The sequence below is a fragment of the Streptomyces sp. NPDC024017 genome (assembly GCF_040638895.1).
GTDB lineage: Bacteria > Actinomycetota > Actinomycetes > Streptomycetales > Streptomycetaceae > Streptomyces.
The window spans coordinates 176,140-199,964 of the sequence record NZ_JBEZYZ010000013.1 but is presented as its reverse complement, the minus strand read 5'-3'; the positions used below and the strand labels follow the sequence as shown (position 1 = coordinate 199,964).

General features: G+C 71.9%; 27 protein-coding genes and 1 riboswitch. Of the genes, 9 read left to right on the top strand and 18 right to left on the bottom strand.

Annotation, left to right across the window (positions count from 1 at the left end; all coding sequences use genetic code 11):
* Positions 1-48: 48 nt before the first annotated feature.
* The 5 genes from AB0G20_RS31660 to AB0G20_RS31640 all read right to left on the bottom strand — a co-directional run bounded on the left by AB0G20_RS31660 (position 49) and on the right by AB0G20_RS31640 (position 6,506).
* On the bottom strand, positions 49-1,062 hold the full coding sequence (locus tag AB0G20_RS31660) for a hemolysin family protein (RefSeq protein ID WP_361308302.1): 1,014 nt from the start codon (positions 1,060-1,062) through the stop codon (positions 49-51).
* Positions 1,059-2,399 (bottom strand): hemolysin family protein, encoded by a 1,341-nt coding sequence (locus tag AB0G20_RS31655; protein WP_361308300.1) that lies wholly within the window; start codon positions 2,397-2,399, stop codon positions 1,059-1,061. Before AB0G20_RS31655 ends, AB0G20_RS31660 begins: the two co-directional genes overlap by 4 nt.
* A 177-nt stretch (positions 2,400-2,576) precedes the next feature.
* Positions 2,577-3,002 (bottom strand): GNAT family N-acetyltransferase, encoded by a 426-nt coding sequence (locus AB0G20_RS31650; RefSeq protein ID WP_361308298.1) that lies wholly within the window; start codon positions 3,000-3,002, stop codon positions 2,577-2,579.
* 116 nt (positions 3,003-3,118) lie between these two features.
* The gene (locus AB0G20_RS31645; protein WP_361308296.1) at positions 3,119-5,686 is read right to left on the bottom strand and encodes an ABC transporter permease; all 2,568 of its coding nucleotides are present in this window, start codon (positions 5,684-5,686) and stop codon (positions 3,119-3,121) included.
* Positions 5,687-5,690: 4 nt separating this feature from the next.
* The gene (locus AB0G20_RS31640) at positions 5,691-6,506 is read right to left on the bottom strand and encodes an ABC transporter ATP-binding protein (protein ID WP_361308294.1); all 816 of its coding nucleotides are present in this window, start codon (positions 6,504-6,506) and stop codon (positions 5,691-5,693) included.
* 135 nt (positions 6,507-6,641) lie between these two features.
* Here AB0G20_RS31640 and AB0G20_RS31635 point away from each other — a divergent pair, with 135 nt between their 5' ends.
* Positions 6,642-6,881, top strand: a complete 240-nt coding sequence (locus tag AB0G20_RS31635; RefSeq protein WP_161361704.1) for a toxin-antitoxin system HicB family antitoxin — start codon at positions 6,642-6,644, stop codon at positions 6,879-6,881.
* 4 nt (positions 6,882-6,885) lie between these two features.
* Positions 6,886-7,260 carry a fic family toxin-antitoxin system, toxin component gene (locus AB0G20_RS31630; protein WP_361308522.1) on the top strand — a complete coding sequence of 125 codons (375 nt, stop codon included), beginning with the start codon at positions 6,886-6,888 and terminating at the stop codon, positions 7,258-7,260.
* Position 7,261: 1 nt separating this feature from the next.
* Here the strand turns inward: AB0G20_RS31630 and AB0G20_RS31625 are convergent, their stop codons facing one another.
* From AB0G20_RS31625 to bioB, 6 genes are all read right to left on the bottom strand, one after another.
* Positions 7,262-7,936 carry a class I SAM-dependent methyltransferase gene (locus tag AB0G20_RS31625; protein WP_361308291.1) on the bottom strand — a complete coding sequence of 225 codons (675 nt, stop codon included), beginning with the start codon at positions 7,934-7,936 and terminating at the stop codon, positions 7,262-7,264.
* Between the two features lie 69 nt (positions 7,937-8,005).
* The gene (locus AB0G20_RS31620; RefSeq protein WP_361308289.1) at positions 8,006-8,902 is read right to left on the bottom strand and encodes an endonuclease/exonuclease/phosphatase family protein; all 897 of its coding nucleotides are present in this window, start codon (positions 8,900-8,902) and stop codon (positions 8,006-8,008) included.
* Positions 8,903-8,942: 40 nt separating this feature from the next.
* Entirely contained in the window at positions 8,943-9,878 is a 936-nt protein-coding gene (bla, locus tag AB0G20_RS31615) for a class A beta-lactamase (RefSeq protein WP_361308287.1), read from the bottom strand.
* A 50-nt stretch (positions 9,879-9,928) separates the two neighbouring features.
* A complete protein-coding gene (gene bioD, locus AB0G20_RS31610; protein ID WP_361308285.1) occupies positions 9,929-10,654 on the bottom strand; it encodes a dethiobiotin synthase in 726 nt (241 codons plus the stop codon).
* Position 10,655: 1 nt separating this feature from the next.
* Positions 10,656-11,936 carry an adenosylmethionine--8-amino-7-oxononanoate transaminase gene (locus AB0G20_RS31605; protein ID WP_361308283.1) on the bottom strand — a complete coding sequence of 427 codons (1,281 nt, stop codon included), beginning with the start codon at positions 11,934-11,936 and terminating at the stop codon, positions 10,656-10,658.
* Complete coding sequence (gene bioB / locus AB0G20_RS31600; RefSeq protein ID WP_361308281.1) at positions 11,929-13,125, bottom strand: biotin synthase BioB; 1,197 nt, start codon at positions 13,123-13,125, stop codon at positions 11,929-11,931. Before bioB ends, AB0G20_RS31605 begins: the two co-directional genes overlap by 8 nt.
* A 150-nt stretch (positions 13,126-13,275) precedes the next feature.
* Here bioB and AB0G20_RS31595 point away from each other — a divergent pair, with 150 nt between their 5' ends.
* Entirely contained in the window at positions 13,276-14,403 is a 1,128-nt protein-coding gene (locus AB0G20_RS31595; RefSeq protein ID WP_361308279.1) for an 8-amino-7-oxononanoate synthase, read from the top strand.
* Between the two features lie 55 nt (positions 14,404-14,458).
* Here the strand turns inward: AB0G20_RS31595 and AB0G20_RS31590 are convergent, their stop codons facing one another.
* Together AB0G20_RS31590 and AB0G20_RS31585 are read right to left on the bottom strand one after the other, a co-directional pair.
* Positions 14,459-14,689 carry a DUF397 domain-containing protein gene (locus AB0G20_RS31590; RefSeq protein ID WP_361308277.1) on the bottom strand — a complete coding sequence of 77 codons (231 nt, stop codon included), beginning with the start codon at positions 14,687-14,689 and terminating at the stop codon, positions 14,459-14,461.
* Between the two features lie 9 nt (positions 14,690-14,698).
* Entirely contained in the window at positions 14,699-15,559 is an 861-nt protein-coding gene (locus AB0G20_RS31585) for a helix-turn-helix transcriptional regulator (protein WP_361308275.1), read from the bottom strand.
* A gap of 212 nt (positions 15,560-15,771) precedes the next feature.
* Between AB0G20_RS31585 and AB0G20_RS31580 the strand changes: the two genes are divergently transcribed.
* Positions 15,772-16,230 (top strand): ATP-binding protein, encoded by a 459-nt coding sequence (locus AB0G20_RS31580; RefSeq protein ID WP_361308273.1) that lies wholly within the window; start codon positions 15,772-15,774, stop codon positions 16,228-16,230.
* A gap of 197 nt (positions 16,231-16,427) precedes the next feature.
* On the opposite strand, the gene AB0G20_RS31575 is transcribed toward AB0G20_RS31580, so the two are convergent.
* The 4 genes from AB0G20_RS31575 to AB0G20_RS31560 all read right to left on the bottom strand — a co-directional run bounded on the left by AB0G20_RS31575 (position 16,428) and on the right by AB0G20_RS31560 (position 19,117).
* On the bottom strand, positions 16,428-17,057 hold the full coding sequence (locus AB0G20_RS31575) for a DUF6328 family protein (RefSeq protein ID WP_361308271.1): 630 nt from the start codon (positions 17,055-17,057) through the stop codon (positions 16,428-16,430).
* 82 nt (positions 17,058-17,139) lie between these two features.
* On the bottom strand, positions 17,140-17,613 hold the full coding sequence (locus AB0G20_RS31570) for a C40 family peptidase (RefSeq protein WP_361308269.1): 474 nt from the start codon (positions 17,611-17,613) through the stop codon (positions 17,140-17,142).
* A gap of 3 nt (positions 17,614-17,616) precedes the next feature.
* Positions 17,617-17,829, bottom strand: a riboswitch (cyclic di-AMP (ydaO/yuaA leader).
* A gap of 336 nt (positions 17,830-18,165) precedes the next feature.
* Positions 18,166-18,474 (bottom strand): hypothetical protein, encoded by a 309-nt coding sequence (locus AB0G20_RS31565; RefSeq protein WP_361308267.1) that lies wholly within the window; start codon positions 18,472-18,474, stop codon positions 18,166-18,168.
* A 7-nt stretch (positions 18,475-18,481) separates the two neighbouring features.
* Positions 18,482-19,117: an ATP-dependent Clp protease proteolytic subunit gene (locus AB0G20_RS31560; RefSeq protein WP_361308265.1), complete on the bottom strand. Its 636-nt coding sequence runs from the start codon at positions 19,115-19,117 to the stop codon at positions 18,482-18,484.
* A 90-nt stretch (positions 19,118-19,207) separates the two neighbouring features.
* Here AB0G20_RS31560 and AB0G20_RS31555 point away from each other — a divergent pair, with 90 nt between their 5' ends.
* Positions 19,208-19,495 (top strand): type II toxin-antitoxin system Phd/YefM family antitoxin, encoded by a 288-nt coding sequence (locus tag AB0G20_RS31555; RefSeq protein ID WP_361308263.1) that lies wholly within the window; start codon positions 19,208-19,210, stop codon positions 19,493-19,495.
* Between the two features lie 83 nt (positions 19,496-19,578).
* On the opposite strand, the gene AB0G20_RS31550 is transcribed toward AB0G20_RS31555, so the two are convergent.
* Positions 19,579-20,571: an ABC transporter permease gene (locus AB0G20_RS31550; RefSeq protein ID WP_361308261.1), complete on the bottom strand. Its 993-nt coding sequence runs from the start codon at positions 20,569-20,571 to the stop codon at positions 19,579-19,581.
* 142 nt (positions 20,572-20,713) lie between these two features.
* Here AB0G20_RS31550 and AB0G20_RS31545 point away from each other — a divergent pair, with 142 nt between their 5' ends.
* The 4 genes from AB0G20_RS31545 (at position 20,714) to AB0G20_RS31530 (ending at position 23,816) form a co-directional block, all read left to right on the top strand.
* Positions 20,714-21,361: a TetR/AcrR family transcriptional regulator gene (locus AB0G20_RS31545; protein ID WP_361308259.1), complete on the top strand. Its 648-nt coding sequence runs from the start codon at positions 20,714-20,716 to the stop codon at positions 21,359-21,361.
* A 113-nt stretch (positions 21,362-21,474) separates the two neighbouring features.
* Complete coding sequence (locus AB0G20_RS31540) at positions 21,475-21,777, top strand: urease subunit gamma (protein ID WP_053674248.1); 303 nt, start codon at positions 21,475-21,477, stop codon at positions 21,775-21,777.
* 13 nt (positions 21,778-21,790) lie between these two features.
* A complete protein-coding gene (locus AB0G20_RS31535; RefSeq protein ID WP_053674249.1) occupies positions 21,791-22,102 on the top strand; it encodes an urease subunit beta in 312 nt (103 codons plus the stop codon).
* Positions 22,095-23,816: an urease subunit alpha gene (locus tag AB0G20_RS31530; RefSeq protein ID WP_361308257.1), complete on the top strand. Its 1,722-nt coding sequence runs from the start codon at positions 22,095-22,097 to the stop codon at positions 23,814-23,816. The genes AB0G20_RS31535 and AB0G20_RS31530 overlap by 8 nt, the downstream gene beginning before the upstream one ends.
* Positions 23,817-23,825: the final 9 nt, after the last annotated feature.

The following is a 23,825-nucleotide window of genomic DNA, read 5'->3' as shown; positions in this document are numbered from 1 at the left end:
CAGTCGGTCGGCCTCCGGGCCCGGCCCGCACAGGAGCCGGGCGCCCCCTCAGGCGCGCTGGCCGAACAGCTCCCGCAGCACGTCCTCCATGGTCACCAGCCCTGCCAGCCGCCCGTCCGCCCCGAGGATGGCCGCGACGTGCGTACGGCTGCCCCGCATCGCCGTCAGGACGTCGTCCAGTGGCGTGTGCTCCCGCACGCGGGCGATGGACCGCATGTCGCGCAGCCGGAACGGCACGTCGCGCCCGGCGGCGTCCAGGGCGTCCTTCACATGCAGATAGCCGACGATCCGCCGCCCCTCGTCCACCACCGGGAAGCGGGAGAACCCGGACTCCGCCGACAGCCGCTCCAGCTCCTCCGGTGTGATGCCGACGCTCGCGTACACCACGCGTTCCAGCGGCAGCACCACGTCCCGCACCGGACGGCGGCCCAGTTCCAGCGCGTCGCGCAGCCGCTCCTGGGCACGTTGGTCGATCAGACCGGCCTCGCTGGAGTCCTTCACGATCCGCGCTATCTCCGCGTCCGAGTAGGAGGCGGCGACCTCCTCCCGGGCCTCCACGCGCAGCAGTTTCAGCAGAACGTTGGCGAACGCGTTCACCGTGAAGATCACCGGGCGCAGCGCCCGGGACAGCGCCACCAGGGGCGGTCCGAGCGCCAGCGCGCTGCGCACCGGCTCGGCGAGCGCGATGTTCTTCGGCACCATCTCGCCGAGCAGCATGTGCAGATAGGTCGCGAGGGACAGCGCGATCACGAAGGACACCGCGTGCCCCGCGCCCTCGGGCATGCCCACCGCGTGGAACACCGGTTCCAGCAGATGCGCGATCGCCGGCTCGGCCACCACGCCCAGCACCAGCGTGCACAGCGTGATCCCGAGCTGCGCGGCCGCCATCAGGGCGGACACGTGCTCCAGGCCCCACAGCACGCTCTTCGCGCGCCGGTCGCCCCGGTCGGCGTGGGGCTCGATCTGGCTGCGGCGCACCGAGATCAGCGCGAACTCCGCGCCGACGAAGAAGGCGTTGACGACGAGGGTCGCCAGTCCGATCAGCAGCTGGACGGCGGTCACAGCTCCACCCCCTTCTCGTCGGGCTTCTGGTCGTCGAGGGGCGCGCGCAGCCGGACGCGGGCCGCCCGGCGCCCCGTCGCGTCCAGGACCTCCAGGTGCCAGCCGGCGACCTCGAGGGTGTCACCGGCGGCCGGTATCCGGCCGAGCACCGTGGCCACCAGCCCGGCGAGCGTCTCGTAGGGCCCCTCCGGCGCGCGCAGCCCGACGCGCTCCAGGTGGTCCACGCGCGCGGAGCCGTCGGCCGAGTACAGCGGGTGCCCGGCCTCGTCCGTGCCGGCCGCGTCCAGGTCAGGGGTCTCGTGCGGGTCGTGTTCGTCGCGCACCTCGCCGACGACCTCCTCGACGATGTCCTCCAGCGTGGCCACGCCCGCCGTGCCGCCGTACTCGTCGATCACCACGGCCATCGTGCGCTTGCCGGAGAGCCGGTCCAGGAGCCGGTCGACGGTGAGGCTCTCGGGGACCAGCAGCGGCTCGCGCATCAGCTCGGAGACGTAGATCCGGGTCCGGCGCTCGGCCGGCACCGCCAGCACGTCCTTGACGTGCGCCGTTCCGACGACCGAGTCGAGGGTTCCGCGGTAGACGGGGAACCGGGACAGGCCGGTCGCCCGGGTCGCGTTCGCGACGTCCTCCAGGGTCGCCTGCACCTCCAGCGCGACGACCTGTACCCGGGGCGTCATCACGTTCTCCGCGGTCAGGTCGGCGAGGTTCAGCGTGCGCACGAACAGCTCGGCGGTGTCCGGCTCCAGCAGGCCTTCCTTGGCGGAGTGCCGGGCGAGGGCCGCCAGCTCCTGCGGTCCGCGCGCCGAGGCGAGCTCCTCGGCGGGCTCGACACCGATCCGGCGCACGACCCGGTTCGCCGTGTTGTTGAGATGCGTGATGAAGGGCCGGAACGCGGCGCTGAACCAGCGCTGGGCGTTGCCCACGGTCTTCGCGACGGCCAGCGGCGAGGAGATCGCCCAGTTCTTGGGCACGAGTTCGCCGACGACCATCAGGAACACCGTCGACAGCGCGGTGCCGAGCACCAGCGCGATGCTGTGCGACGCCGAGCGCGAGACGCCGAGGTCCTCCAGCGGCCCGGCCATCAGGGCGGCGATCGACGGCTCGGCGAGCATGCCGACCACCAGGTTCGTGACGGTGATGCCGAGCTGCGCACCGGAGAGCTGGAACGTCAGACTCCGTACGGCCTTCAGGGCACCCTGCGCGCCCCGCTCCCCGCGCTCCACAGCCTGCTCCAGCTCGGCGCGCTCGACCGTGGTGAGGGAGAACTCGGCCGCCACGAAGGCGCCGCAGGCGAGCGAGAGCAGGATCGCCGCCAGGAGGAGGAGCACTTCGGTCATCGGTTCACCCCCGTCCCATGGTTCTCCAGGACGGGGCGGAACGCGCGGTGTCGCGCACGGGGACGCTCGCCCATGGGCGGACGCTCACAACCTTTCATGCAGGACCGAGTGGCCATTCAAGAGTAAAGGATGGGCAAAGTCCTCCATCGGGTCGCGATCGCGAGGGTGTGGCGGTGCCTAGTCGGTGAGCGGCTTCACCCAGCGCCGCCACTGCTCCTCGGGCCCGTATCCGGCGGCGTCCCACGCCCGGTGCGCGGTCGCGTTGCGCGTGAGCACCATCGCGTCCGCGCGGCGCCCGCCGAGCCGTACGAACCGCTCCTCCGCGGCGGCGAGCAGTGCGGAGGCGATGCCCTGGCGGCGGTGGTCCGGGTGCACGGCCAGGCGGTACAGATGGCAGCGCCAGCCGTCGAACCCGGCGATCACCGTACCGGCCAGTTCGCCGCCGCGTTCGGCCAGGATCAGCGCCTCGGGGTCACGCGCGACCAGCCGCTCGACACCCCCGCGGTCGTCGCTGATGCTCGTGCCCTCGGCGGCCACCTTCCAGAAGGCCAGCACGGCGTCGAGGTCCTCGGGCGTCGCGGCCCGGATGCGCAAGTCGGTCATCTCATGATCACATCACGCGCGCCGACCCGCGTCAGACCGTTTCAGGATGCGGACGTCGGACCCCGCGCCCCGCACCGTGACCGGCGCGAGGGCCTCCACGGCCCGCGGCGACCGCCTCACTCGTGCGCGATGGCCGCCAGGACGTTCATGCGGGAGGCGCGCAGCGCCGGAAGCAGTGCCGCCACGATCCCGACCACCACCGAGCCGACCACCACCAGCACGATCGTCAGCCACGGGATCGCCAGGGCCGTCATGCCCTGGAGCGCCAGCACCTGCTGCGTGCACACCCCCCACACCAGCCCCAGCACGAGCCCGAGGACCGCGCCGAACACGGCGATCACCACCGACTCCAGCCGGATCATCCGCCGCAGCTGGCGCCGGGCCAGCCCGATCGCCCGCAACAGCCCGATCTCCCGGGTGCGTTCGACGACCGACAACGCGAGGGTGTTGACCACGCCCAGCACCGCGATGACGATCGCCAGCCCCAGCAGCGCGTACACGAGGTACAGCAGGACGGCGATCTGGTCGCGGACCAGCTGCTTGTAGTCGGCCAGGTCCCGCACCTGCACCTGCGGGTACGGATCCAGGGTCTCCTCCAGGTTCGCGCGCAGGTCGTCGTCGCTCGTGCCGGCACCGGCGTTGACGTACAGGGCGGAGTCCTGCCCGCCCGGCGCGTACCGCACCAGGGTCTCCAGCCCGAAGAACAGCCCGCCCTGAGTGCCGAACCCCTCGGCGGAGTCCTGGTCGGTGAGCGCACCGACCGAGAGCTCGGCCGAGCGGCCGCCCGGGAACTCCACCGGGAGGGTGCTGCCCACCCGCACACCGTGGTCGCGTGCGAAGTCCCGGTCCATGGCCAGGTGCCCGCTCGCGAGCGCGGCCGCGGAGTCCCCGTGCGCGTAGGTGATGTTGGCGACCTCGTCGAGCCGCGGATCGTAGCCCGCCGCGGTCGTCTCCACGCGGTCGCCGTCCGGGAGGCGCACCGCGACCGGTGTGAACCGCCCGCGCACGACCAGGCCCACTCCGTCGGTGCCGCGCACCTTGTCGGTGACCTCCTGCGGGAACGGCCGGAAGTTGGTGTTCTGGATCACGAAGTCGGCGCCCAGCGTCTTGTCGATCTGCCGGTCGAACGACGCGGTCATCGACTCGCTCGCCACCGACATCCCGCCCACCAGCGCGATCCCCACCATCAGGGCCGCCGCGGTGGCCCCGGTGCGGCGGGGATTGCGCAGGGCGTTGCGCTGGCTCATCCGGCCGATCGACCCGAACAGCGCGGGAAAGGCCGCGCCGAGCACCCGGATCACCGGACGCACCAGCAGCGGCCCGGCGATCACGGTCGCGATCAGGGTGAGCACCACACCGAGCCCCAGCAGGGACGCCGCCGACGACGTCTGCCGCGACACCGCGCAGCCCGCGAGGGCCGCCGCACCGGCCGCCCCGACGATCCCGCCCGCCACCGCGCGCACCCGCAGCGGCCGGCCCACCCCGGCGACCTCGGCGTCCGAGAGCGCGGCCATCGGCGACACACCCGCGGCCCGCCGCGCCGGGAGGTACGCGGCGACGAAAGTGACACCGAGCCCGACGACGTACGCCGCCACCGGGGTCACCCAGCCGATCTCCATCTCGTCGGCGTCGATGTTCATGCCGAGCAGGCCCATCAGCGCGATCAGCCCGGCCGCGAGCCCGATGCCCACGGCGAGCCCCAGCGTGGAGCCGACCAGCCCGAGCAGCAGGGCCTCGGTGAGTACCGAACGCCGGACCTGGCGCCGGTCGGCACCCAGCGCGCGCAGCAGGCCCAGTTCGCGGGTGCGCTGGGCGATGAGCATGGAGAAGGTGTTGACGATCAGGAACACGCCGACCAGTACGGCGATCCCGGCGAAGCCGAGCATCACGTACTTGATGACGTCGAGGAACCCGCCCAGTTGCTCGACGTCCGACTCGGCCTGCTCGTCGGCCGTCCTGAAGTCGTAGGTGTGCGCGCCGAGCGCGCCGGCCACGCGCTGTTTGAGCTGCTCGTCGCTGACGCCCTGCGCCGCGTCGACCGAGATGCCGGTGGCCGTCCCCGCCCGGCCCAGCAGCTTCGTCTGCGCCGTGGGGGTGTCGAAATAGAGCAGCGCGGAGCCGGGGTTCGTGGTCGTGAACGTGACGATGCCGACCACCCGGACCTGGAACGACCCGGGGGGCGCGATGACGGTGAGGGTGTCGCCGATGCGCACGTTCTTGCGGCCGGCGGTCTCGGAGTCGAGCAGTGCCTGAGCGGGACCGCGCGGGGCATGGCCCGAGGTCAGCTTCACGGGGCTGCGCTCGTTCGGGCTCCAGGCGTTGCCGAGCGTCGGCGCCCCGGTGGTCGGGCCCACCGGTTCGTTCTCCTCGTCGACGACCGTGAGGCCGTCGACGTCCACGTCGGCGCGGGCCGCCGCGACCCCGTCGATCTGCCGGACGCGTTCGGCGAGCGCGGCCGGCAGGGTGGCCGTCCGGCCGGAGGGCACCGCCTCGTCGAGGTCCTCCTTCGGGCTGACCGTGACATCGGCCGCGGTGGAGGCGAACAGCCGGTCGAACGTGCGGCTGACGGTGTCCGAGAAGATCAGGCTCCCCGTGACGAACGCGACGGACAGCATGACGGCGAGCGCGGAGAGCAGCAGCCGCCCCTTGTGCGCCAGGAAGCTCCGCAGGGTCGCCTTGAGCACGGGCTCAGTTCTCCTCGGGCGACGCCGGGGCGTCCTCGTACCGGGTGCGGATCACGTCGAACCGCTTCATCCGCTCCAGGACCGCCTCCGCCGTGGGGCGCCGCATCTCGTCGACGATCCGGCCGTCCCCGAGGAAGAGCACCAGGTCCGAGTGGGCGGCGGCGCCCGGGTCGTGGGTGACCATGACGACGGTCTGCCCGAGCTGGTCCACCGCCTCGCGCAGGAAGCCGAGCACCTCCAGGCCGGCGCGCGAGTCGAGGTTGCCGGTCGGCTCGTCCGCGAAGATCAGCTCGGGCCGGGAGGCCAGCGCCCGCGCGCAGGCCACGCGCTGCTGCTGCCCGCCGGAGAGCTGCGACGGCCGGTGCCCGAGCCGGTCCCGCAGGCCCAGGGTGTCGATCACCTGGTCCAGCCACTTCCCGTCGGGCTTCCGGCCCGCGATGTCCATGGGCAGGGTGATGTTCTCCAGCGCGTTCAGGGTCGGGATGAGGTTGAACGACTGGAACATGAACCCGATCCGGTCGCGGCGCAGCCGTGTCAGCTCGCGCTCCCTCAGCCCCGTGATCTCCGTGTCGCCCAGCCACACCTGACCGGCCGAGACGGTGTCGAGCCCCGCCAGACAGTGCATCAGCGTGGACTTCCCGGAGCCCGACGGACCCATCACCGCGGTGAACCGGCCCCGGACGACGTCCACGTCCACCGAGTCGAGCGCGAGCACGGTCGTCTCGCCCGATCCGTACGCCTTGGTCAGACCGCGGGCGCGGGCCGCGATCCCGTCGGCCGGCGCGAGGCCGGGAGCGTGCTCCGCAGCAGGTGTGGACAAGGCCGCCTCCTCTGGGTGGACATCGGGACCTCCTGGCCCTGCCCGAGGGTAATGTGACCCGGCCCACACTCGGTATCCTCCGCGGGTCGGACTCCGCCCTTGCCGGTGCTAGCGTCTGCGCGCTAGCTTCGAGGTATGGCGAAGACCCAGCTGAACGTGCGAGTCGACGAGGGCACCGCCCGCGCCGCCCGTGAACGCGCCCTGGCCCGCGGGATGAGCGTCAACCGCTACATCGAGGAGCTGGTCCGACAGGACACCGGCGAGGTGGGCCACACCTTCGTGGAGGCCGCCGCCGACTTCATGAAGCAGTACGAGTCCGTCTTCGCCGAGGAGTTCGGCGCAGAGCGTGAAGGCACGCGCGAAGGTCGCCGCTGAACCGTTGAACAACCTCGAGATCGACCTCGCCTGGCTGCTGATGCTCGCCGAGCAGAAGACCCCCGGAGACCCCCAGGTCACCGACTGGGGAGCCCTCGTCGCCGCCGTCGCCCGGCACCAGGCCGCCATATTCGACGTCCCCGTCTACGACAGCCCGCACGCCCGCGCCGCCGCCCTGCTCCAGCTCCTCCTGCACGTCCCCGCGCTGGAGCGCTCCAACGCCCTGTTCGCCTCCGCCGTCGCCTACGCGTATCTGGTCGCCAGCGGTGTCAAGGTCGTCACCTCGCCCGAGCAGGTCCGCGACCTCGCCCGGCTGGTCAAGAGCGGTGAGGCGTCCGTGCGGGACATCGAGCAGGAGCTGCGCCAGTGGAGCCTGTGACTCACCCGCCGGCAGGGCGCCACGCCGTGCCGAGCACGCAGTACGAGCTGGGCAGCCTCGGTCCCTCCGCGGGCATCAGCACCTGCCGGTAGGGCCCGAGTTCGAATCCGGCGTCCCGCAGCGCCCGCACCGGCTCCCGCGCCACATGGCAGTTCCCGCTCAGCACCGGCCACACCGTCCGGTCCAGCGCGTGCTGCGTGAAGGTCATCGCCCGGCCGCCGCCCCGGCCGTGCTCGAAGAACCGCACCTCGCCGCCCGGCCGCAGCACCCGCCGCAGTTCCCCGAGCGCCCGGGGCACGTCCCGCACACTGCACAGCACCAGCGACACCACGGCCGCGTCGAAGCCCTCGCTCTTGACCGGCAGGGCCTCGGCCGCACCCGGCACCACGTCCACCGGCACCTCGGCACGCAGCGCGGCCTCCACGGCCAGGTGCCGCAGCCGCCGCTCCGGTTCGATCGCCACGACCTCCGCGACGGTGCCCGGGTAGTGCGCGAAGTTCAGCCCGTTGCCGGCGCCGATCTCGATCACCCGCCCGGACAGCCCGCCGAGCAGTCTCTCGCGTATCCGGCCCATGCCCATCCGGGTCTCGGCGGCCACACTGACCCGGGCGTAGCAGCGTGCGAACAGCGGATGGTGCACGGCGTCCCGCGGCACCTTGCCGGAGCGGAGCGGCATGGAAGACCTCCCTGCGAGGCTGGCCCTACCCCGATTCTCCCCGCGACGGGCCCGGCGCACCCCTGCCGTCTACCGCAGGAGTACACGGCCCAGGACCGGAAGGTGGTCGCTCCCGGTCGCCTCCAGCGCCGTCACCTCCGTCACCTCGACCCCTCGCCCCAGCACCTGGTCGATCCTCGCCACCGGCAGCGCGGCCGGCCAGCTGAACGCGAACCCCTTGGGAGGGGCGTGCAGTTGGGAAGTGAGCGGGGCGAGGCCGCGGTCCTGCACCGTGCCGTTGAGGTCGCCCACCACCAGCAGCCGTTCGGCCGGGTCGTCGGCGATCCGGGCCCCGAGCAGGGCCGCGCTCTCGTCACGGGCCGCGGAGGCGAGCCCCGTCGGGCCCAGGCGCACGGACGGCAGATGAACCACGTACACCGCGAGTTCGCCGCCGGGCGCGGACACCGTGGCCCGCAGACCGCGCCGCCAGCTCTCCGGGAAGCCCTCGGGCCGGATGTCCACGGGCCGCACGTCCGACAGCGGATACGCCGACCAGAGCCCGACCGTGCCGTGGACGGCCCGGTGCGGGTGGGAGGCGCCCAGGACGCCCTGGTAAGCGGGCCGCGCGACGGGCGTCAGCTCCTCCACGGCGATCAGGCCGGAGCGCGTGGCGAGCAGGGCCCGGGCGGTACCGGCGGGGTCGGCGTTGTCGTCGGCCACGTTGTGCTGGACGACGGTCAGGTCGTACGAGTCCGGAGGCGAGGAGAACCACAGCCCGCCGAACAGCCAGAGCCACACGGCCCCGGGCGCCAGGCAGGCGAGCAGCCCCACCCACGACCGCTTGAGCAGGGCGAGGCAGCCGAGCAGGGGCACGGCGACCCCCAGCCACGGCAGGAACGTCTCCAGCAGGCTCCCCAGCCGCCCGGCCCCGTTGGGCACGGCGGAGTGCAGGGCGAGCAGACCGGCGGCACCGCAAGCACCGCTCACCAGCCACGTGTCCCACGACGACCTGCCGCCGACGGCCACGCTAGGCGAGTTCCGCCGCCAGCAGGGCCGCGGCGCCGGCCACCAGCGGGTTGTCGGCCGCAGCGTCCTCCTCCGGCTGCGTGGTCAGCACCGACATCACGATCGGCGGGCCGTCCGGAGGCCAGGTGATGCCCACGTCGTTGTTGCTGCCGTACTGCCCGCCACCCGTCTTGTCGGCGAGCAGCCAGTCGGCCGGCAGACCCTTGCGGAACCTCTCCAGGCTCGTGGTGTTGCGCAGCAGCCAGTCCGTGAGCCGGGCCCTGTCCCGGGGTTCAAGCACGTCGCCGAGCACCAGCCGGGCGTAGGTCAGGCCGATGGCGCGCGGGGAGGTCGTGTCGGTGACGCGCCACGGCTCCGCGGAGTTGAGCTCGGGCTCCCAGCGGTCGAGCCGCGTGACCCGGTCACCGGTCGAGCGGCAGAACCGCGTGACGGCGGTCGGGCCGCCCAGCTCCTCCAGCAGCAGGTTGCCCGCGGTGTTGTCGCTGAAGCGGATGGTGGCGTCGCACAGTTCGCCGACGGTCATGCCCGTCGCGACATAGTCCTCGGTGATGGGGGAGTAGCCCGACTTCGTGACGTACTCCTGGGTGTAGTGGACGCGCCGGGCCAGGAACTCGCCGTCGCGGTCGAGGTCGCGCAGGACGGCCGCTGCGGCGAGTGTCTTGAAGACCGAGGCCATCGGGAAGCGTTCGTCGGCCCGATAGGCCACCGTCCGGCCGGTGCGCATGTTGCGGGCGTACACGCCCAGCCGGGCGGTGTGCTCCCGCTCCAGTTCCCGCAGCCGCGCGGTGACACCAGCCGTGCCGGGTAACGCGTGGGCCGTGCCGCCGCCCAGCGAGAGAGCGGCGGCCGTGCCCAGCGCGAGGGCCGTACGGCGGGACAGGCGTGATCCGTTCGTGTGCAAGGTGCGGTCCCTTCGGAGGTGATCACGTACATACATCAACACGCGATCACGTCCGCACCGGTTTCACCGCGTGCCCGCCCCGACTCTCAGAACGCCCCGGGCGCCTCCCGGACCCGGAACGCCTCCGCGTCCCACGAGCCGTCCAGCTGCGGCGCCAGCCAGTGCGGCGCGGCCGCCCGGAAGCCGGCGAGGGAGAGGCTGCCCGACCCGGCCGGAACCGAGCCCAGCAGCGGGGCCCCGGCCACGTCCGGCAGGTCCGCGAGATTGCAGCGGGCGGCGAGATCCGGGGCCGCGGGCCAGCTCCCGATCACGATCCCGGCCAGGTGCAGCCCCCGGGCACGCAGTTCACGCGCCGTCAGCTCCGTCATGTTGAGGGTGCCGAGCCCCGCGGGGGCCACGACCAGCACCGGCGCCGACAGCAGCCGGGCCGCGTCCGCCAGGGTGCCGCCGGCCGCGTCGAACCGGACGAGCAGTCCGCCGGCCCCTTCGACCAGCACCAGGTCGTGCTCGGTGGCCAGCTTGGCGGCGGCCTCCGCGACCTCGTGCGGATGCACCGGGGCCCGGCCGGCCCGGCGTGCGGCCGTGGCCGGGGCCAACGGTTCGGGATACCGGGCGAGTTCGGCCGTCGTCACCGGGCCCGCGAGGCGCGCCACCTCGGCGGCGTCCCCCGGCTCGTCCGGCCGCACGCCCGTCTGCGCGGCCTTCAGCACGGCCACCGAACGGCCGGCCGCCAGGGCCGTCGCGGCGACGGCGGCGGTCACGACCGTCTTGCCGACCTCCGTGCCCGTGCCCGTGATCACCAGTACCGGCATGTCATCCCTCCCGCGCCGCCGCGCACACGGCCCGCGCGATCCGTGCCAGGTCCGCGTCGCCCGTGACGTACGGCGGCATGGTGTAGATCAGATCGCGGAACGGCCGCAGCCACACTCCCTCGCGCACGGCCGCCTCCGTCGCAGCCTTCATGTCCGCGGCGTGATCCAGCTGTACGACGCCGATGGCGCCGAGCACCCGCACGTCCTTCACTCCCGGCAGGTCCGAGGCCGCCGAGAGCCCGTCCCGCAGCCCCGCCTCGATCCGCTTGACCTCCGCGAGCCAGTCCTGACCGGTCAGCAGCTCGATCGACGCGCAGGCCACCGCCGACGCCAGCGGATTACCCATGAACGTCGGGCCGTGCGCGAGCACCGGCACCTCGCCCCGCGAGATGCCGTCGGCCACCCGCGCGGTGCACAGGGTCGCCGCCATCGTCAGGTAGCCGCCGGTCAGCGCCTTGCCCACGCACATCACGTCCGGCGTCACGGCCGCGTGCTCCGCCGCGAACATCGCGCCCGTACGGCCGAACCCGGTCGCGATCTCGTCGAACACCAGCAGCACGTCATGCGCGTCGCACGCCTCGCGCAGCACCCGCAGATACGCGGGGGAGTGGAACCGCATCCCGCCCGCGCCCTGCACCACCGGCTCGACGATCACCGCGGCCAGCTCACCGGCGTGCCGTTCGATCAGCGACCGCAGCTGCTCGGCGTACGCCTCGTCGTACTCCGCCGGGGGCGGGTCGGCGAACACCTGGCGTTGCAGCACGCCGGTCCACAGATCGTGCATCCCGCCCTCGGGATCGCACACCGACATCGGCTGCCAGGTGTCGCCGTGGTAGCCACCGCGCCAGGTCAGCAGCCGCTGCTTGCCGGGGCGGCCGAGCGAACGCCAGTACTGCAGGCACATCTTGACCGCGACCTCGACCGACACCGACCCGGAGTCGGCGAGGAAGACATGCTCCAGCCCCTCGGGCGACATGTCGACAAGGAGCTTCGCCAGCCGTACGGCGGGCTCGTGGGTGAGCCCGCCGAACATCACGTGGCTCATCCGCCCGAGCTGCTCGCGTGCGGCCTCGTTGAGCACCGGGTGGTTGTAGCCGTGGATCGCCGACCACCAGGACGACATCCCGTCGACCAGCTCTCCCGAGCCGTCGGCGAGCCGCAGCCGCACCCCGCTCGCCGACTCCACGACGAGCGGTTCCTGCCGCCCCGGCATCGGGCCGTACGGATGCCACACGTGCCGCCGGTCGAGCTCCAGCAGCTCGGAGACGGTCGGCTCAGGCATTGGGCGCGAGGTCCGTCCCGGCGCCCCGGCGGCGCACGGCGACCAGGTCGGTCCGGGGCTCGGCCCCGGTACGAGGTTCGGTGACCTGCCCCTCGGCGACCTGCCCCTCGGCCTGCTCTTGGGCCTCCGACCCACACGCCCCGCCGCCGGAACCGCAGACCCCGCCGCCGTCGTGGCAGCCTCCGGCCCGGTGCTCGGGCAGCGTCACCTGGTCGGTGCCCTCCACGTCGAACCCGGCGTCCGCGATCATCTCCAGGTCGGCCTTGCCGGCCTGGCCCTCGCTGGTGAGGTAGTCGCCGAGGAAGATCGAGTTGGCCAGGTGCAGCGCGAGCGGCTGCATCGTGCGCAGATGGACCTCGCGCCCGCCCGCGATCCGCACCTCGACGTCCGGGCAGACGAACCGCGTCATCGCCAGGATCCTGAGGCACCGCTGCGGGGTCAGGTTCCACTCCTTGCCGAGCGGGGTGCCCTCGAACGGGATCAGGAAGTTGACCGGAACCGAGTCCGGGTCCAGCTCACGCAGCGAGAAGACGACGTCCACCAGGTCCTCGTCCGTCTCGCCCATGCCGGCGATCAGCCCGGAGCAGGCGGACAGACCGGCCGCGTGCGCCTTCTGCACGGTGTCGACGCGGTCCTCGTAGGTGTGCGTGGTGGTGATCTCCCCGTACGTCGCCTCGGACGTGTTGAGGTTGTGGTTGTAGGCGTCGGCGCCGGCCTCGCGCAGCCGCTCCGCCTGGCCGTCGGAGAGCAGTCCGAGGCAGGCGCACACCTCGACGCCCTCGTTGTTGTCCTTGATCGTCCGAATCGTCTCGGAGACCCGGTCCACGTCCCGGTCGGTCGGGCCGCGCCCGCTCGCCACCAGGCACACCCGCTTGGCCCCTCCGGCCACACCGGCCGCCGCCGCGTCGGACGCCTGGTCGGGCTTCAGCCAGGTGTACTTCAGGATCCCGGCCGTCGAGCCGAGCCGCTGCGAACAGTACGAGCAGTCCTCGGGGCACAGGCCGGACTTGAGGTTGACGAGATAGTTCAGTTTCACCCGTCGGCCGAACCAGTGCCGACGCACCTTTCCGGCCGCGGCCACCACATCGAGCAGGTCGTCGTCGGACGTCGCGAGGACGGCCAGTGCCTCGTCGCGGGTCGGCAGCTCGCGCCGAAGCCCCTTGTCCACCAGCGTGTTCAGCAGGTCCATGGAAGCCGATCCTGTCCTAAGGAGGCGCCCCGGGCCAAGGAGAGTTCGTACAACAGAGTCGCTTCGAGGTGTGGGTATTGCCACACAGTGACCTGCTGGTGATCCCGCTAGTGTCTGTGCACTGCCTACAAATTCCCCGGAGGACCACCCATGGCGTTCGGCTGGATCGACGAGCAGGCGCAGCTGCGTGCCCGCGCCGGACTCGTACGGACTCTGCGCCCCCGTCCGGCCGATTCGCCGCTCCTCGACCTGGCGAGCAACGACTACCTCGGGCTGGCCCGCCATCCCGAGGTCACCGAGGGCGCGGCCCGGGCCGCGCGGACCTGGGGCGGCGGCTCGACGGGCTCCCGGCTCGTCACCGGCACCACCGAACTGCACGCCGAACTCGAGCGCGAACTGGCCGATTTCTGCGGTTTCGAGGCAGCCCTCGTCTTCTCCTCCGGCTACGCCGCCAACCTCGCCGCGGTCACCGCGCTGGCCCCGCACGGCTCCCTGATCGTCTCCGACGCGGGCAACCACGCCTCGCTCATCGACGGCTGCCGGCTGGCCCGCGGCACCACCCAGGTCGTGGCGCACGCCGAGCCGGACGCCGTGCGCAAGGCGCTGGCCACCCACGAGGGCACGGCGATCACCGTGTCCGACACGGTCTTCTCGGTCGACGGCGACGCGGCCCCGCTCACCGCGCTGGCCGAGGCCTGCCGGGAGCACGGCGCCGGACTGGTCGTCGACGACGCCCACGGGCTGGGCGTCCTCGGCGACGGCGGCCGCGGCGCCCCGCACGCCGTGGGGCTCGCGGGTGCCGACGACGTCGTCGCGACGGTCACGCTCTCCAAGTCGCTCGGCAGCCAGGGCGGAGCCGTCCTCGGCCCCGCCCGGGTCGTCGACCACCTGGTCAACGCGGCCCGCACCTTCATCTTCGACACCGGACTCGCCCCCGCCGCGGCGGGGGCGGCCCTGTCGGCCCTGCGGCTGCTGCGCCGCGAGCCGGAACGGGCGGCACGGGCCCGTGCGGTGGCGGGCGAACTGTACGCACGCCTGACCGCCGCGGGTCTGGAAGCGGTACGTCCGGACGCCGCGGTGGTCTCGGTGCGGGCGCCCTCACCCGAGGACGCGGTGCGCTGGGCGGCGGAGTGCCGCGCGGCGGGCCTGGCCGTGGGCTGCTTGCGGCCCCCTTCCGTGCCGGACGGCATCTCACGGCTCAGGCTGACCGCCCGCGCGGACCTGACCGGTCAGCAGATCGAACGCGCTGTACGGCTGATCGGCGAGACGCGGCCGTGAGTCGGCGTGACACGGCCGTGCGTCGCACGATGACGGTCTGTCTGATCAAACTCGGTCACATACGGACCACCCCGGCCGCGAACGCAGCCCAGCTCCCCGGAGAGAAGAGCAGCGCGGGTCCGGCCGGGTCCTTGGAGTCGCGCACGGCGAGCAGTCCGGCCCAGGGCGGGGCTTCCGGACACGCGGTCTCGACGCAGTTGTTCGCGCCGGTGCTGTAGCTGCTGCGCAACCACCGCACACCGTGCAGTTCGATGCTTGAGGGGACGTGACGAGGCAGTGCACGCATGGTGCCTCCTTACGCGCCGGCGGCTGTCCCGGCGATGAAATCCAACGAGTCCTCGGGCGAAAGGGCGTGGATCTGAAGGGCGTTGAAGGCCTCCGTGTAGGCCTGGAGGTCTTCTTTCCGTTCGAGGTAGAGGCTACTCGTCAAGTGGTCGAGAACAACCACATCCAGATCAGAAGTGCTCGAAAATGAGAAGATAACGAAAGGGCCGGTGACACCGATGTGCGCCCCGGCGGCGAACGGCAGCACCTGAAGGCGCACTTGGGGCAGCCGGGCCGCCTCGACCAGCCGTTCCAGCTGGCGGGCCATCACCCCGGGCCCGCCCACCTCCCGGCGCAGCACCGCCTCGTCCAGGACGGCACTGAGTTCCAGCGGGGGATCCGCGCGCAGCACGTCCTGCCGGGCCAGCCGCACCTCGACCAGCGTGTCGAGACGGTCTTCCGGGAGTCCCTCCACCGCGGCCCTCGTCACCGCACGCGCGTACTCGGGCGTCTGGAGCAGCCCCGGGACGACGGTGGTCTCCAGCGTGCGCATCGCGCCGGCCTGCGACTCCAGGCTGATGAAGTCCCGGTAGGTAGGCGGCAGTACCCCGCGGTAGGCGTGCCACCAGTGGTGCCGGCCGCCGCTGTCGTCGGATCCGGCCAACATCATGAGGAGGTCGCGAAGTTCGGAGTCTGCTACACCGTAGCCGTCGAGAAGTAACCGCACATCGGCGGGTTTCACCCCGCTCGTGCCCGTCTCGATCCGGCTGACCTTGGACTGGTGCCAGCCCACCAGCCGGGCCGCCTCACCGCTCGTGAGCCCCGCCGAGGTGCGCAGCGCACGCAGTTCGGCGCCCAGTTTCCGCCGGCGCACCGCGGGACCGTGCTGCATGGCTCCTCCTTACTCCTTCCGAGCCACCCAAATACGGTCTCGCGTCGCAGAGTTCACCGCTTTGAGCGACAGATATATGCATATCTTGGTGGATCGCCGTCCTTCAGGGGTGTTCTGGTGGCAGTCTGGCGACGAAGCACCAGTCCGGGACCGTACTCGAACCCTCCGCTCCGTGTCGGGCTGCGGCCCCGTGGGAAAGGGACGACGTCGCCATGGCAGACCATCTGGAAGCATCCGTCACTCTGCCGAGCGATCCCGCCTCGGTCTCCGCAGCGCGTGCCTACGTGGTGGGCACGCTGGCGGAGTGGGGCCTGCCGGCGGACACGGAAGTGTCCGACACCGTCCGGCTCATCATCTCCGAACTCGCCACCAACGCCGTCCAGCACACCTTCGGCCAGTCGCCCACGTTCACCGTGGACGTCGAGCTCGACCGCGACGAGCACCTGCGCATCGGTGTCACGGACAGCCACCCGCGTTTCCCCAGACGCCTGCCCGCCGCCGTCCAGCAGGACAACGGCCGAGGGCTGGTCATCATCCGCTGGCTGACCGCGGAATGCGGCGGCAGACTCCGCATCCGCCCCACCCGCGAGGGCGGCAAGACCATCTCGATCGAACTCCCGTGGGTCGTTCCGGTCCAGCCGGTGACGACGGTGGTCCAGCAGGAGCCGTAGAGCTCACCCACGTCCGCCGCTCCACCCCGTCTGCCGCGGCACAGGGCCACGCCCTCGCAGCAGGGCCCGAGAGACCTCCCCAACCCCTCCGCCGGACGGGCCGTCTCGCCCGCCCCGGCCCGCGCGACCGACATCCGGGCCGCCCGCACGGCTACGACGCCCCTCCGAGCCTCGCGACCCGCCGGAGCCCGCGGCCGTCACCGCTGCCGTGCCGACGCCTCCCGGTGCGCTGCCGTCCCTCGAAGCCCCGACGGCTGCTTGACGGTACGCCGCAGCGGTGCGGGGATCCTGACGTCGCTCCGGGCCGGCTCCTCCTCGGTGGTCCCCCCGGTGCCGTCCGCCTCCCCACGCAGCCCCGCCCGCCGCACCAGCCGCGGGAGCAGCCCCCACAGGCCGACGCAGACCAGGAAGGTCGCGGCGCCCGCGGCGATACCACCGGTCCGGCCCGTGGTCACGTCGACCACCAGCAACACGGAACCGCTGAACGCGAACACCAGCACGCTCAGGCCGGTGGTGGCCAGTCGCGAGGAAACCTGGACGATGCGGGGCTTGGCGCCCTGCTGGAAGAGGGAGCGGTGCAGCGCGGCCGGTGCGGTGAAGAGCGCGGCGGCGAGGACGGCCAGCAGCAGCGTGATGACGTAGGTGACGCGCTGGACCGTGTCGAGGTCCTCGAAACGCGACGTGAAGGCCAGCGACAGCAGGAAGGCGAAGAGGATCTGCACACCCGTTTGGGTGACGCGGAGTTCCTGGAGCAGCTCGACGAAGTTGCGGTCGGCGCGTTGCAGCGGAGTCTCGTTGCGCGCGGTGCAGGGACGGTGCTCGGCCATGGGGTCACGGGTATCCACGTGAGCCCATGTCACGCTCCGGCGCGCGGCGGCGTGTCAGGGACGCCGCCGCACGCCGGGCGGGTCACTTCACGCGCCCGTACCAGACGCTCTTGGTCCAGATCTTCTGCAGTCGCACCACGTCTCCGCTCTTCGGGGAGTGCCAGAGCTTGTTCTTACCCGCGTAGATACCGACGTGGTACACGTTGCTGCCCGAGTGGAAGAACACCAGGTCTCCCGCCTTGCGGTTCTTGGCGGAGATGTGGCGCGTCTTGTTGTACTGCTGGGCAGCCGTGCGGGGGAGCTTCTTGCCGGCCTTCTTGAACGAGTAGAGCGTGAGCCCGGAGCAGTCGAACCGGTGCGGACCGGTGGCCCCGTACTTGTAGGGTGAACCCTTCTTGGAGGCCGCGATCTGGAGTGCCTTGGTCGCCGGTGTGGCTGCCGCGGCCTCGGAGGCGAAGCCGGGCGCCACGATCGAGCCGCCCACGGCGGCGATGGTGAGCGCCGAGGCCGTGCCGGCCCGGGCCATGAGCGACGGGACACGATTGAGCGCAGTCATGCGCAACCCTTCGTCAGCCGCCTGTGAAGGATGACCTGTCGGATTCGGGCTGACAAAGTTGCCCGGCCGCTGACGCGGCTTCACCCCAAGGGCTGCTCGTGTCCGGTCATGGCGTGACCGTCCCGGCGACCCGTCGTGCTTGGGTCCTCCACTCCTGCCGATCCACTCCTGTCGACCGGTCATCCGGGCGGCGGCAGGACTCGGCGTCCGCCCGGATCGCCCCGCCACAGCGGCGGGGGCTTGTCGTCAGACAGGGATCTTGGCTCATGGCTGTCCGGATTTCCCAACGGAACCGGGGATTTGTGTTGTTACTCACCACTCACCCGTTCGGGTGGACACGTGTGCGTTCGAGCCACTGTCCACGGGTTCGCGGAGCGCCGGACCAGCGACGGAATGCCCCATTCCGTCCGCGGGCTACGCGCGTTGCGCAACTGAAACGGTCCCAAAATTGGTCTCCCCCCTACTCCGAACAGGGGTACGTCTTTTGGTCCGTTTCAACTCAGGTCCGGACGCTCCGCCGACGGGGCGGGAGTCCGGACCGACGGTTGCGCGTCAACTGACGGACTCCGGGGGCAGGGTGAGCCGGGCCGTGCGCCGCTCGCCGTCCAGCACCCGCAGCGCCCGGGTCAGCGTGCCGGCGTGCAGTTCCGTCTCGCCCCGCTGGTGCATCAGGGTCAGCGCGTCACGCAGCGCGGTCGCCTTGCCGACCAGGGCCTGGGCGGCACGCAGTCCGCGGTAGGTGTCGCCGTCCTGGGCCGGGTTGATACGGCCGAGCAGGTCGACGACCTCGAGGTAACGGTCGATCAGTTCCGCCTCGGCGCGTGTCAGGGCGGGCAGCGGCGGCAGTTCGGGCGGGAGCACCTGGGCCTCACTGTCCGGTCGGCGGGGCCAGGGTGGCCTTGCGGCTGGGGATGATCCCGTCCACCAGGCCGTACTCCACCGCCTCCTGGGCGGTGAGGATCTTGTCCCGCTCGATGTCCGCGCTCACCTGCTCGCGGGTGCGGCCCGTGTGCAGCGCGAGGATCTCCTCCATCCGGCTCCGGATGCGCGTCAACTCGTCGGCCTGGATCGCCAGATCGCGGGCCTGCCCCCGGATCGGCTCGGGCAGGGCGGGCTGATGGATCACCAGGCGGGCGTCGGGCAGCGCGAATCGCTTGCCGGGCGTGCCCGCCGCCAGCAGTACCGAGGAGGCGGCACCGGCCTGGCCCAGGCAGATCGTCTCCACGTCGCAGGAGAGGTACCGCATCGTGTCGTAGATCGCCGTCATGGCGTGGAAGGTGCCGCCGGGGGAGTTGATGTAGAGCGAGATGTCGCGCTCCGGGGCCTGGTGCTCCAGGTGCATGAACTGGGCCATCACGTCGTTCGCCGAGGTCTCGTCCACGGGAGCCCCGAGGAAGACGATCCGCTCCTCCAGAAGCTTGGAGTACGGGTCCATCGTCCGTTGCCCGGACCCCGTGCGTTCGGTGAACTCGGGCAGCACGTAGCGGGCGGACGGTCGGGTCATGGCGAACCCCTCCTCGCGGGCAGAGCTGTCTCCGGCGACAGCCGTCTCTGTAAAAAATGTACAGGACGTACGTCACGTTATGATGGGGACATGGCCTACGAGATTCCGGTGACGCAAGCCAGGGCTGAGCTCGCCGACCTGATCAACCGCGTGGTGTACGCCGGTGAACGCGTCGTCGTCACCCGGCACGGCAAGCCCCTCGTCGCCCTCGTCTCGGCCGATGACCTGCGACGGCTCGAAGAGAGCCAGGACCTCGCGGAGGTCACGGAGGAGCAGGTGATCAGCGCGGTCTCCACGGTCCGGGAGGTTGCGTCCGCTCCTGGCGAACCACGGCGATTCGGCATCGCGGCGGAGCACCGGAGGGCCGGCCCGGCCTGACGAAAGACCGTGCATCCCCTTCCGCTGCAGCGGGGACGCACGGTCGCTTTCTGTGAGGCCGCCCGGGTGCGGCGGGGCGGCGGTCAGCCGACGGCCGACATCTCCCGCCGGTCGGGCGCGGGCTCACTGCCCGTCTTCCGTGCCCGGAGCCAGCTGCCGAGCAGTACGGCACCCAGGCCCAGCGTCGCCCACCAGGTCAGGGTCAGCACCGGGCCGGTCGCCGCCGCGCCGTCGAAGTACGCCACCGAGCGCAGCAGTGACGTGCCCGCGCCGGGCGGCAGCCACTGGCCGATCGCGCCGGCCGGCTCCGGCAGCATCTGCGGGGCCGAGGTGGCGCCGGAGAAGGGGTTGCCAAGAAGCATCACCACCGCGGCGCCGATGCCCGTGCCGGCGGGGCCGACCAGGGCGGCGAGGCCGGCGACGGCACCGCCGACGGCCACCGTGGACAGGCCGAGCACCGCCGCCTCCGCCCACCAGTCCCCGCCGAGCGCCCCGAGCCAGCTGTGCGCGATCCCGGCCGCGACCGCGCCCACCAGGGCGGATGCGCCGAGCAGCGCGAGCACGGCCCGGATGCCGCGCAGCCCCAGCAGCGTCACCACCGCGCCCGCCGCGATGCCGGCCAGGGCGAGGGGCAGTACGGCGGCGTTCAGCACCGCGCCGCGCGGATCACTGGCGGGGGTGGGTACGACGTCGACCGTCTCGACCTGCGCGCCGCCGGCGGCGGCCTGCCGCGCCACGGCCTGCTGGAGGAACTGTGCGACGGCAGGTCCGGCCGCGGACGCGGTGAGCAGTTCGGGCCCCTTCGGCGTGACCACGACGGCGCCGTAGACGCTCCGGTCCTCGATGGCGTCCCGGGCGGCGGCCTCGTCGGCGTAGCGGTGGATCTCGAAGGCGCCCTCGTGCCGCTCCAGTTGCCGCTCGACCTGGGCCGCCGCGGCGGGCGGTCCGGCCACGCCCAGCGGCAGGTCGCGGGGTGCGATACGGGAGGCCGGCCAGGCGAAGGCCCACAGGGCGAGGGCCGCCAGGACGGGCACGAGGACGACGACCGCGATCAGATGGCGGTTACGAGAAGGCATGAGGGTCTCCTGAAGCGAGCGGAACCGGAGGGAGCCGGAGCGGGAGCGCTAAAAAGAAGGATCGTTCGTTTTTGCTCTGCCCTTACCGTGCTCCGCTCGCGGCGGCTTGTCAAGAATGAATATTCGTTTTACGTTGGGGATCATGGCTCGCGTGTCCCAGGAACATCTCGACGCCCGCCGCCGCCAGATCCTCGACGGCGCCGCGCTCTGCTTCGCCCGCAACGGCTTCCACGCCACGTCCATGCAGGACGTGCTGAAGGAGGTCGACCTCTCGGCGGGTGCGGTGTACCGCTACTTCAGCGGCAAGGAGGAACTGATCGGCGCGATCGTCGCCGAGGTGCTCGGTTCGGTCCGCGGCGCCTTCGAGGAAGCGGCCCGGCAGAGTCCGCCCCCGCCGCCGGACGAACTCGTCGCCTCCGTCCTCGGCAAGACGCTCGCCGCCCGTGAGTCCCTGGTCGTCGACGGCCGGCCCGCTTTTCCGCGGCTCGTCGTCCAGGTGTGGACGGAGACGCTGCGCAACGAGGAGCTGGCGAACATCCTGCTGGAGGGCTACGGCTCGGTCCGCGCGGCCTGGGGGAGGATCGTCGAGGGCTACCAGGAGGCCGGGATGATGCGGGCGGACGTGGCTCCGGACCACGTGGCCCGCACGATGATCGCCGCCGTGCTCGGGTTCATCGCACAGCAGTCCCTCTTCGGGCCGGCGCCGGTCGAGATCCTCCAGGACGGTCTGCGGGCACTGACGAGCATGCGGGACGAGAACACCGCAACCGGTGGATCACAGCTCGGTTAACGTGCCCGAAACGCGGTCCAATTAGCCTGCCGATCCACGCCACCTGGCACTTTGCCCCGTGGCCGCGGCAGCCGGGCCCCGCACGGCCCGGAGCGAGGACTGTGAGGTGGGACGTGCAACTGACCCCGCACGAGCAAGAACGACTGCTGATCCACGTGGCGGCCGACGTGGCCGAGAAGCGCCGGGCCCGCGGACTGAAGCTCAACCACCCCGAGGCGGTCGCGCTCATCACCTCGCACATCCTGGAGGGCGCGCGGGACGGCCGGACCGTCGCGGAACTCATGTCCTCCGGACGAAAGATCCTGACCAGGGACGACGTCATGGAGGGCATCCCGGAGATGATCCACGACGTGCAGGTCGAGGCCACCTTCCCGGACGGCACCAAGCTCGTCACCGTCCACGAGCCGATCGTCTGACGGGGAGGCCGCCGTGATTCCCGGAGAGATCCTGTTCGCCGAGGACCCGATTGCCTACAACGAGGGCCGCGAGGTCACCCGGCTCACCGTCCTCAATGCCGCCGACCGGCCCGTGCAGGTCGGCTCCCACTACCACTTCGCCGAGGCCAACCCCGGTCTGGAGTTCGACCGCGCCGCCGCGCGCGGCAAGCGGCTGAACGTCGCCGCCGGCACGGCCGTGCGCTTCGAGCCCGGGATCCCCGTCGACGTCGAACTCGTTCCGCTGGCCGGCGCCCGTGTGGTGCCCGGTCTGCGCGGGGAGACCGGAGGTGCCCTCGATGCCTGAGATCTCTCGTGCCGCGTACGCCGACCTGTTCGGCCCGACGGCCGGCGACCGGATCCGCCTCGCCGACACCGACCTGCTGGTCGAGATCGAGGAGGACCGCTCCGGCGGCCCCGGACTCGCCGGTGACGAGGCCGTGTTCGGCGGCGGCAAGGTCATCCGCGAGTCGATGGGCCAGGCGCGTGCCACGCGTGCGGAGGGCACCCCGGACACCGTGATCACCGGAGCGGTGATCATCGACCACTGGGGCATCGTCAAGGCCGACGTCGGCATCCGCGACGGCCGGATCACCGGCATCGGCAAGGCCGGCAACCCCGACACCATGGACGGCGTCCACCCGGACCTGGTCATCGGCCCGGAGACCGAGATCATCGCCGGCAACGGGCGGATCCTCACGGCCGGTGCGATCGACGCGCACGTCCACTTCATCTGCCCGCAGATCGCCGACGAGGCGCTGTCCTCCGGCATCACGACTCTCGTGGGCGGCGGTACGGGCCCGGCCGAGGGCTCCAAGGCCACCACCGTGACACCCGGCCCCTGGCATCTCGCCCGGATGCTGGAGGCGATGGAGGCCCACCCGCTCAACATCGGGCTGCTCGGCAAGGGCAACACCGTCTCCCACGAGGCGATGCTGTCGCAGATCCGGGGCGGCGCGCTCGGCCTGAAGCTGCACGAGGACTGGGGCTCCACCCCGGCCGTCATCGACGCCTCGCTGACCGTCGCCGAGCGGACGGGCATCCAGGTCGCGATCCACACGGACACGCTCAACGAGGCCGGGTTCGTGGGCGACACCCTCGCCGCGATCGCCGGGCGGGGCATCCACGCGTACCACACCGAGGGCGCGGGCGGCGGGCACGCGCCGGACATCATGACCGTGGTCTCCGAGTCGTACGTGCTGCCCAGCTCCACGAACCCGACCCGGCCGTTCACCGTCAACACCGCCGAGGAACACCTCGACATGCTGATGGTGTGCCACCACCTCAACCCGGCGGTGCCGGAGGACCTGGCCTTCGCCGAGTCCCGGATCCGGCCGTCCACGATCGGAGCGGAGGACGTGCTGCACGACCTGGGCGCGATCTCGATCATCTCCTCCGACTCCCAGGCGATGGGGCGCGTCGGCGAGGTCGTGATGCGCACCTGGCAGACCGCGCACGTGATGAAGCGACGGCGGGGCGCGCTGCCCGGGGACGGACGGGCTGACAACCGTCGCGTACGTCGATATGTCGCCAAGTACACGATCAACCCCGCGCTCGCCCAGGGCCTGGCCCGTGAGATCGGGTCGGTGGAGAGCGGCAAGCTGGCCGACCTGGTGCTGTGGGAACCGGCGTTCTTCGGCGTGAAGCCGCAGCTCGTCATCAAGGGCGGGCAGATCGCGTATGCGCAGATGGGCGACGCGAACGCCTCGATCCCCACGCCGCAGCCGATCCTGCCGCGGCCGATGTACGGGGCGATCGGGCGGGCACCGGCCTCCAACTCCGTCAACTTCGTCGCGCCCCTGGCGGTCGAGGCCGGGCTGCCGGAGCGGCTGGGGCTCGGGAAGCGGTTCGTGGCGATCGAGTCGACGCGCGGGGTCACCAAGGCCGACATGCGCGAGAACGACGCGCGGCCCGAGGTGCGGGTCGATCCCGACAGCTTTGCCGTGCACATCGACGGGGAGCTGGTCGAGGCGGCTCCCGCGGCCGAACTGCCCATGGCTCAGCGGTACTTCCTGTTCTGAGGTGGTCTG

Excerpts from the sequence above, each read along its gene's own strand:
- AB0G20_RS31655 (WP_361308300.1), bottom strand. The coding sequence starts at position 2,399 with ATGACCGAAGTGCTCCTCCTCCTGGCGGCGATCCTGCTCTCGCTCGCC.
- AB0G20_RS31650 (WP_361308298.1), bottom strand. The coding sequence starts at position 3,002 with ATGACCGACTTGCGCATCCGGGCCGCGACGCCCGAGGACCTCGACGCC.
- AB0G20_RS31635 (WP_161361704.1), top strand. The coding sequence starts at position 6,642 with ATGGCGAAGACCCAGCTGAACGTGCGAGTCGACGAGGGCACCGCCCGC.
- AB0G20_RS31625 (WP_361308291.1), bottom strand. The coding sequence starts at position 7,936 with ATGCCGCTCCGCTCCGGCAAGGTGCCGCGGGACGCCGTGCACCATCCG.
- bla (WP_361308287.1), bottom strand. The coding sequence starts at position 9,878 with ATGTATGTACGTGATCACCTCCGAAGGGACCGCACCTTGCACACGAAC.
- bioD (WP_361308285.1), bottom strand. The coding sequence starts at position 10,654 with ATGCCGGTACTGGTGATCACGGGCACGGGCACGGAGGTCGGCAAGACG.
- AB0G20_RS31605 (WP_361308283.1), bottom strand. The coding sequence starts at position 11,936 with ATGCCTGAGCCGACCGTCTCCGAGCTGCTGGAGCTCGACCGGCGGCAC.
- bioB (WP_361308281.1), bottom strand. The coding sequence starts at position 13,125 with ATGGACCTGCTGAACACGCTGGTGGACAAGGGGCTTCGGCGCGAGCTG.
- AB0G20_RS31595 (WP_361308279.1), top strand. The coding sequence starts at position 13,276 with ATGGCGTTCGGCTGGATCGACGAGCAGGCGCAGCTGCGTGCCCGCGCC.
- AB0G20_RS31590 (WP_361308277.1), bottom strand. The coding sequence starts at position 14,689 with ATGCGTGCACTGCCTCGTCACGTCCCCTCAAGCATCGAACTGCACGGT.
- AB0G20_RS31585 (WP_361308275.1), bottom strand. The coding sequence starts at position 15,559 with ATGCAGCACGGTCCCGCGGTGCGCCGGCGGAAACTGGGCGCCGAACTG.
- AB0G20_RS31580 (WP_361308273.1), top strand. The coding sequence starts at position 15,772 with ATGGCAGACCATCTGGAAGCATCCGTCACTCTGCCGAGCGATCCCGCC.
- AB0G20_RS31575 (WP_361308271.1), bottom strand. The coding sequence starts at position 17,057 with ATGGCCGAGCACCGTCCCTGCACCGCGCGCAACGAGACTCCGCTGCAA.
- AB0G20_RS31570 (WP_361308269.1), bottom strand. The coding sequence starts at position 17,613 with ATGACTGCGCTCAATCGTGTCCCGTCGCTCATGGCCCGGGCCGGCACG.
- AB0G20_RS31560 (WP_361308265.1), bottom strand. The coding sequence starts at position 19,117 with ATGACCCGACCGTCCGCCCGCTACGTGCTGCCCGAGTTCACCGAACGC.
- AB0G20_RS31555 (WP_361308263.1), top strand. The coding sequence starts at position 19,208 with ATGGCCTACGAGATTCCGGTGACGCAAGCCAGGGCTGAGCTCGCCGAC.
- AB0G20_RS31550 (WP_361308261.1), bottom strand. The coding sequence starts at position 20,571 with ATGCCTTCTCGTAACCGCCATCTGATCGCGGTCGTCGTCCTCGTGCCC.
- AB0G20_RS31545 (WP_361308259.1), top strand. The coding sequence starts at position 20,714 with ATGGCTCGCGTGTCCCAGGAACATCTCGACGCCCGCCGCCGCCAGATC.
- AB0G20_RS31530 (WP_361308257.1), top strand. The coding sequence starts at position 22,095 with ATGCCTGAGATCTCTCGTGCCGCGTACGCCGACCTGTTCGGCCCGACG.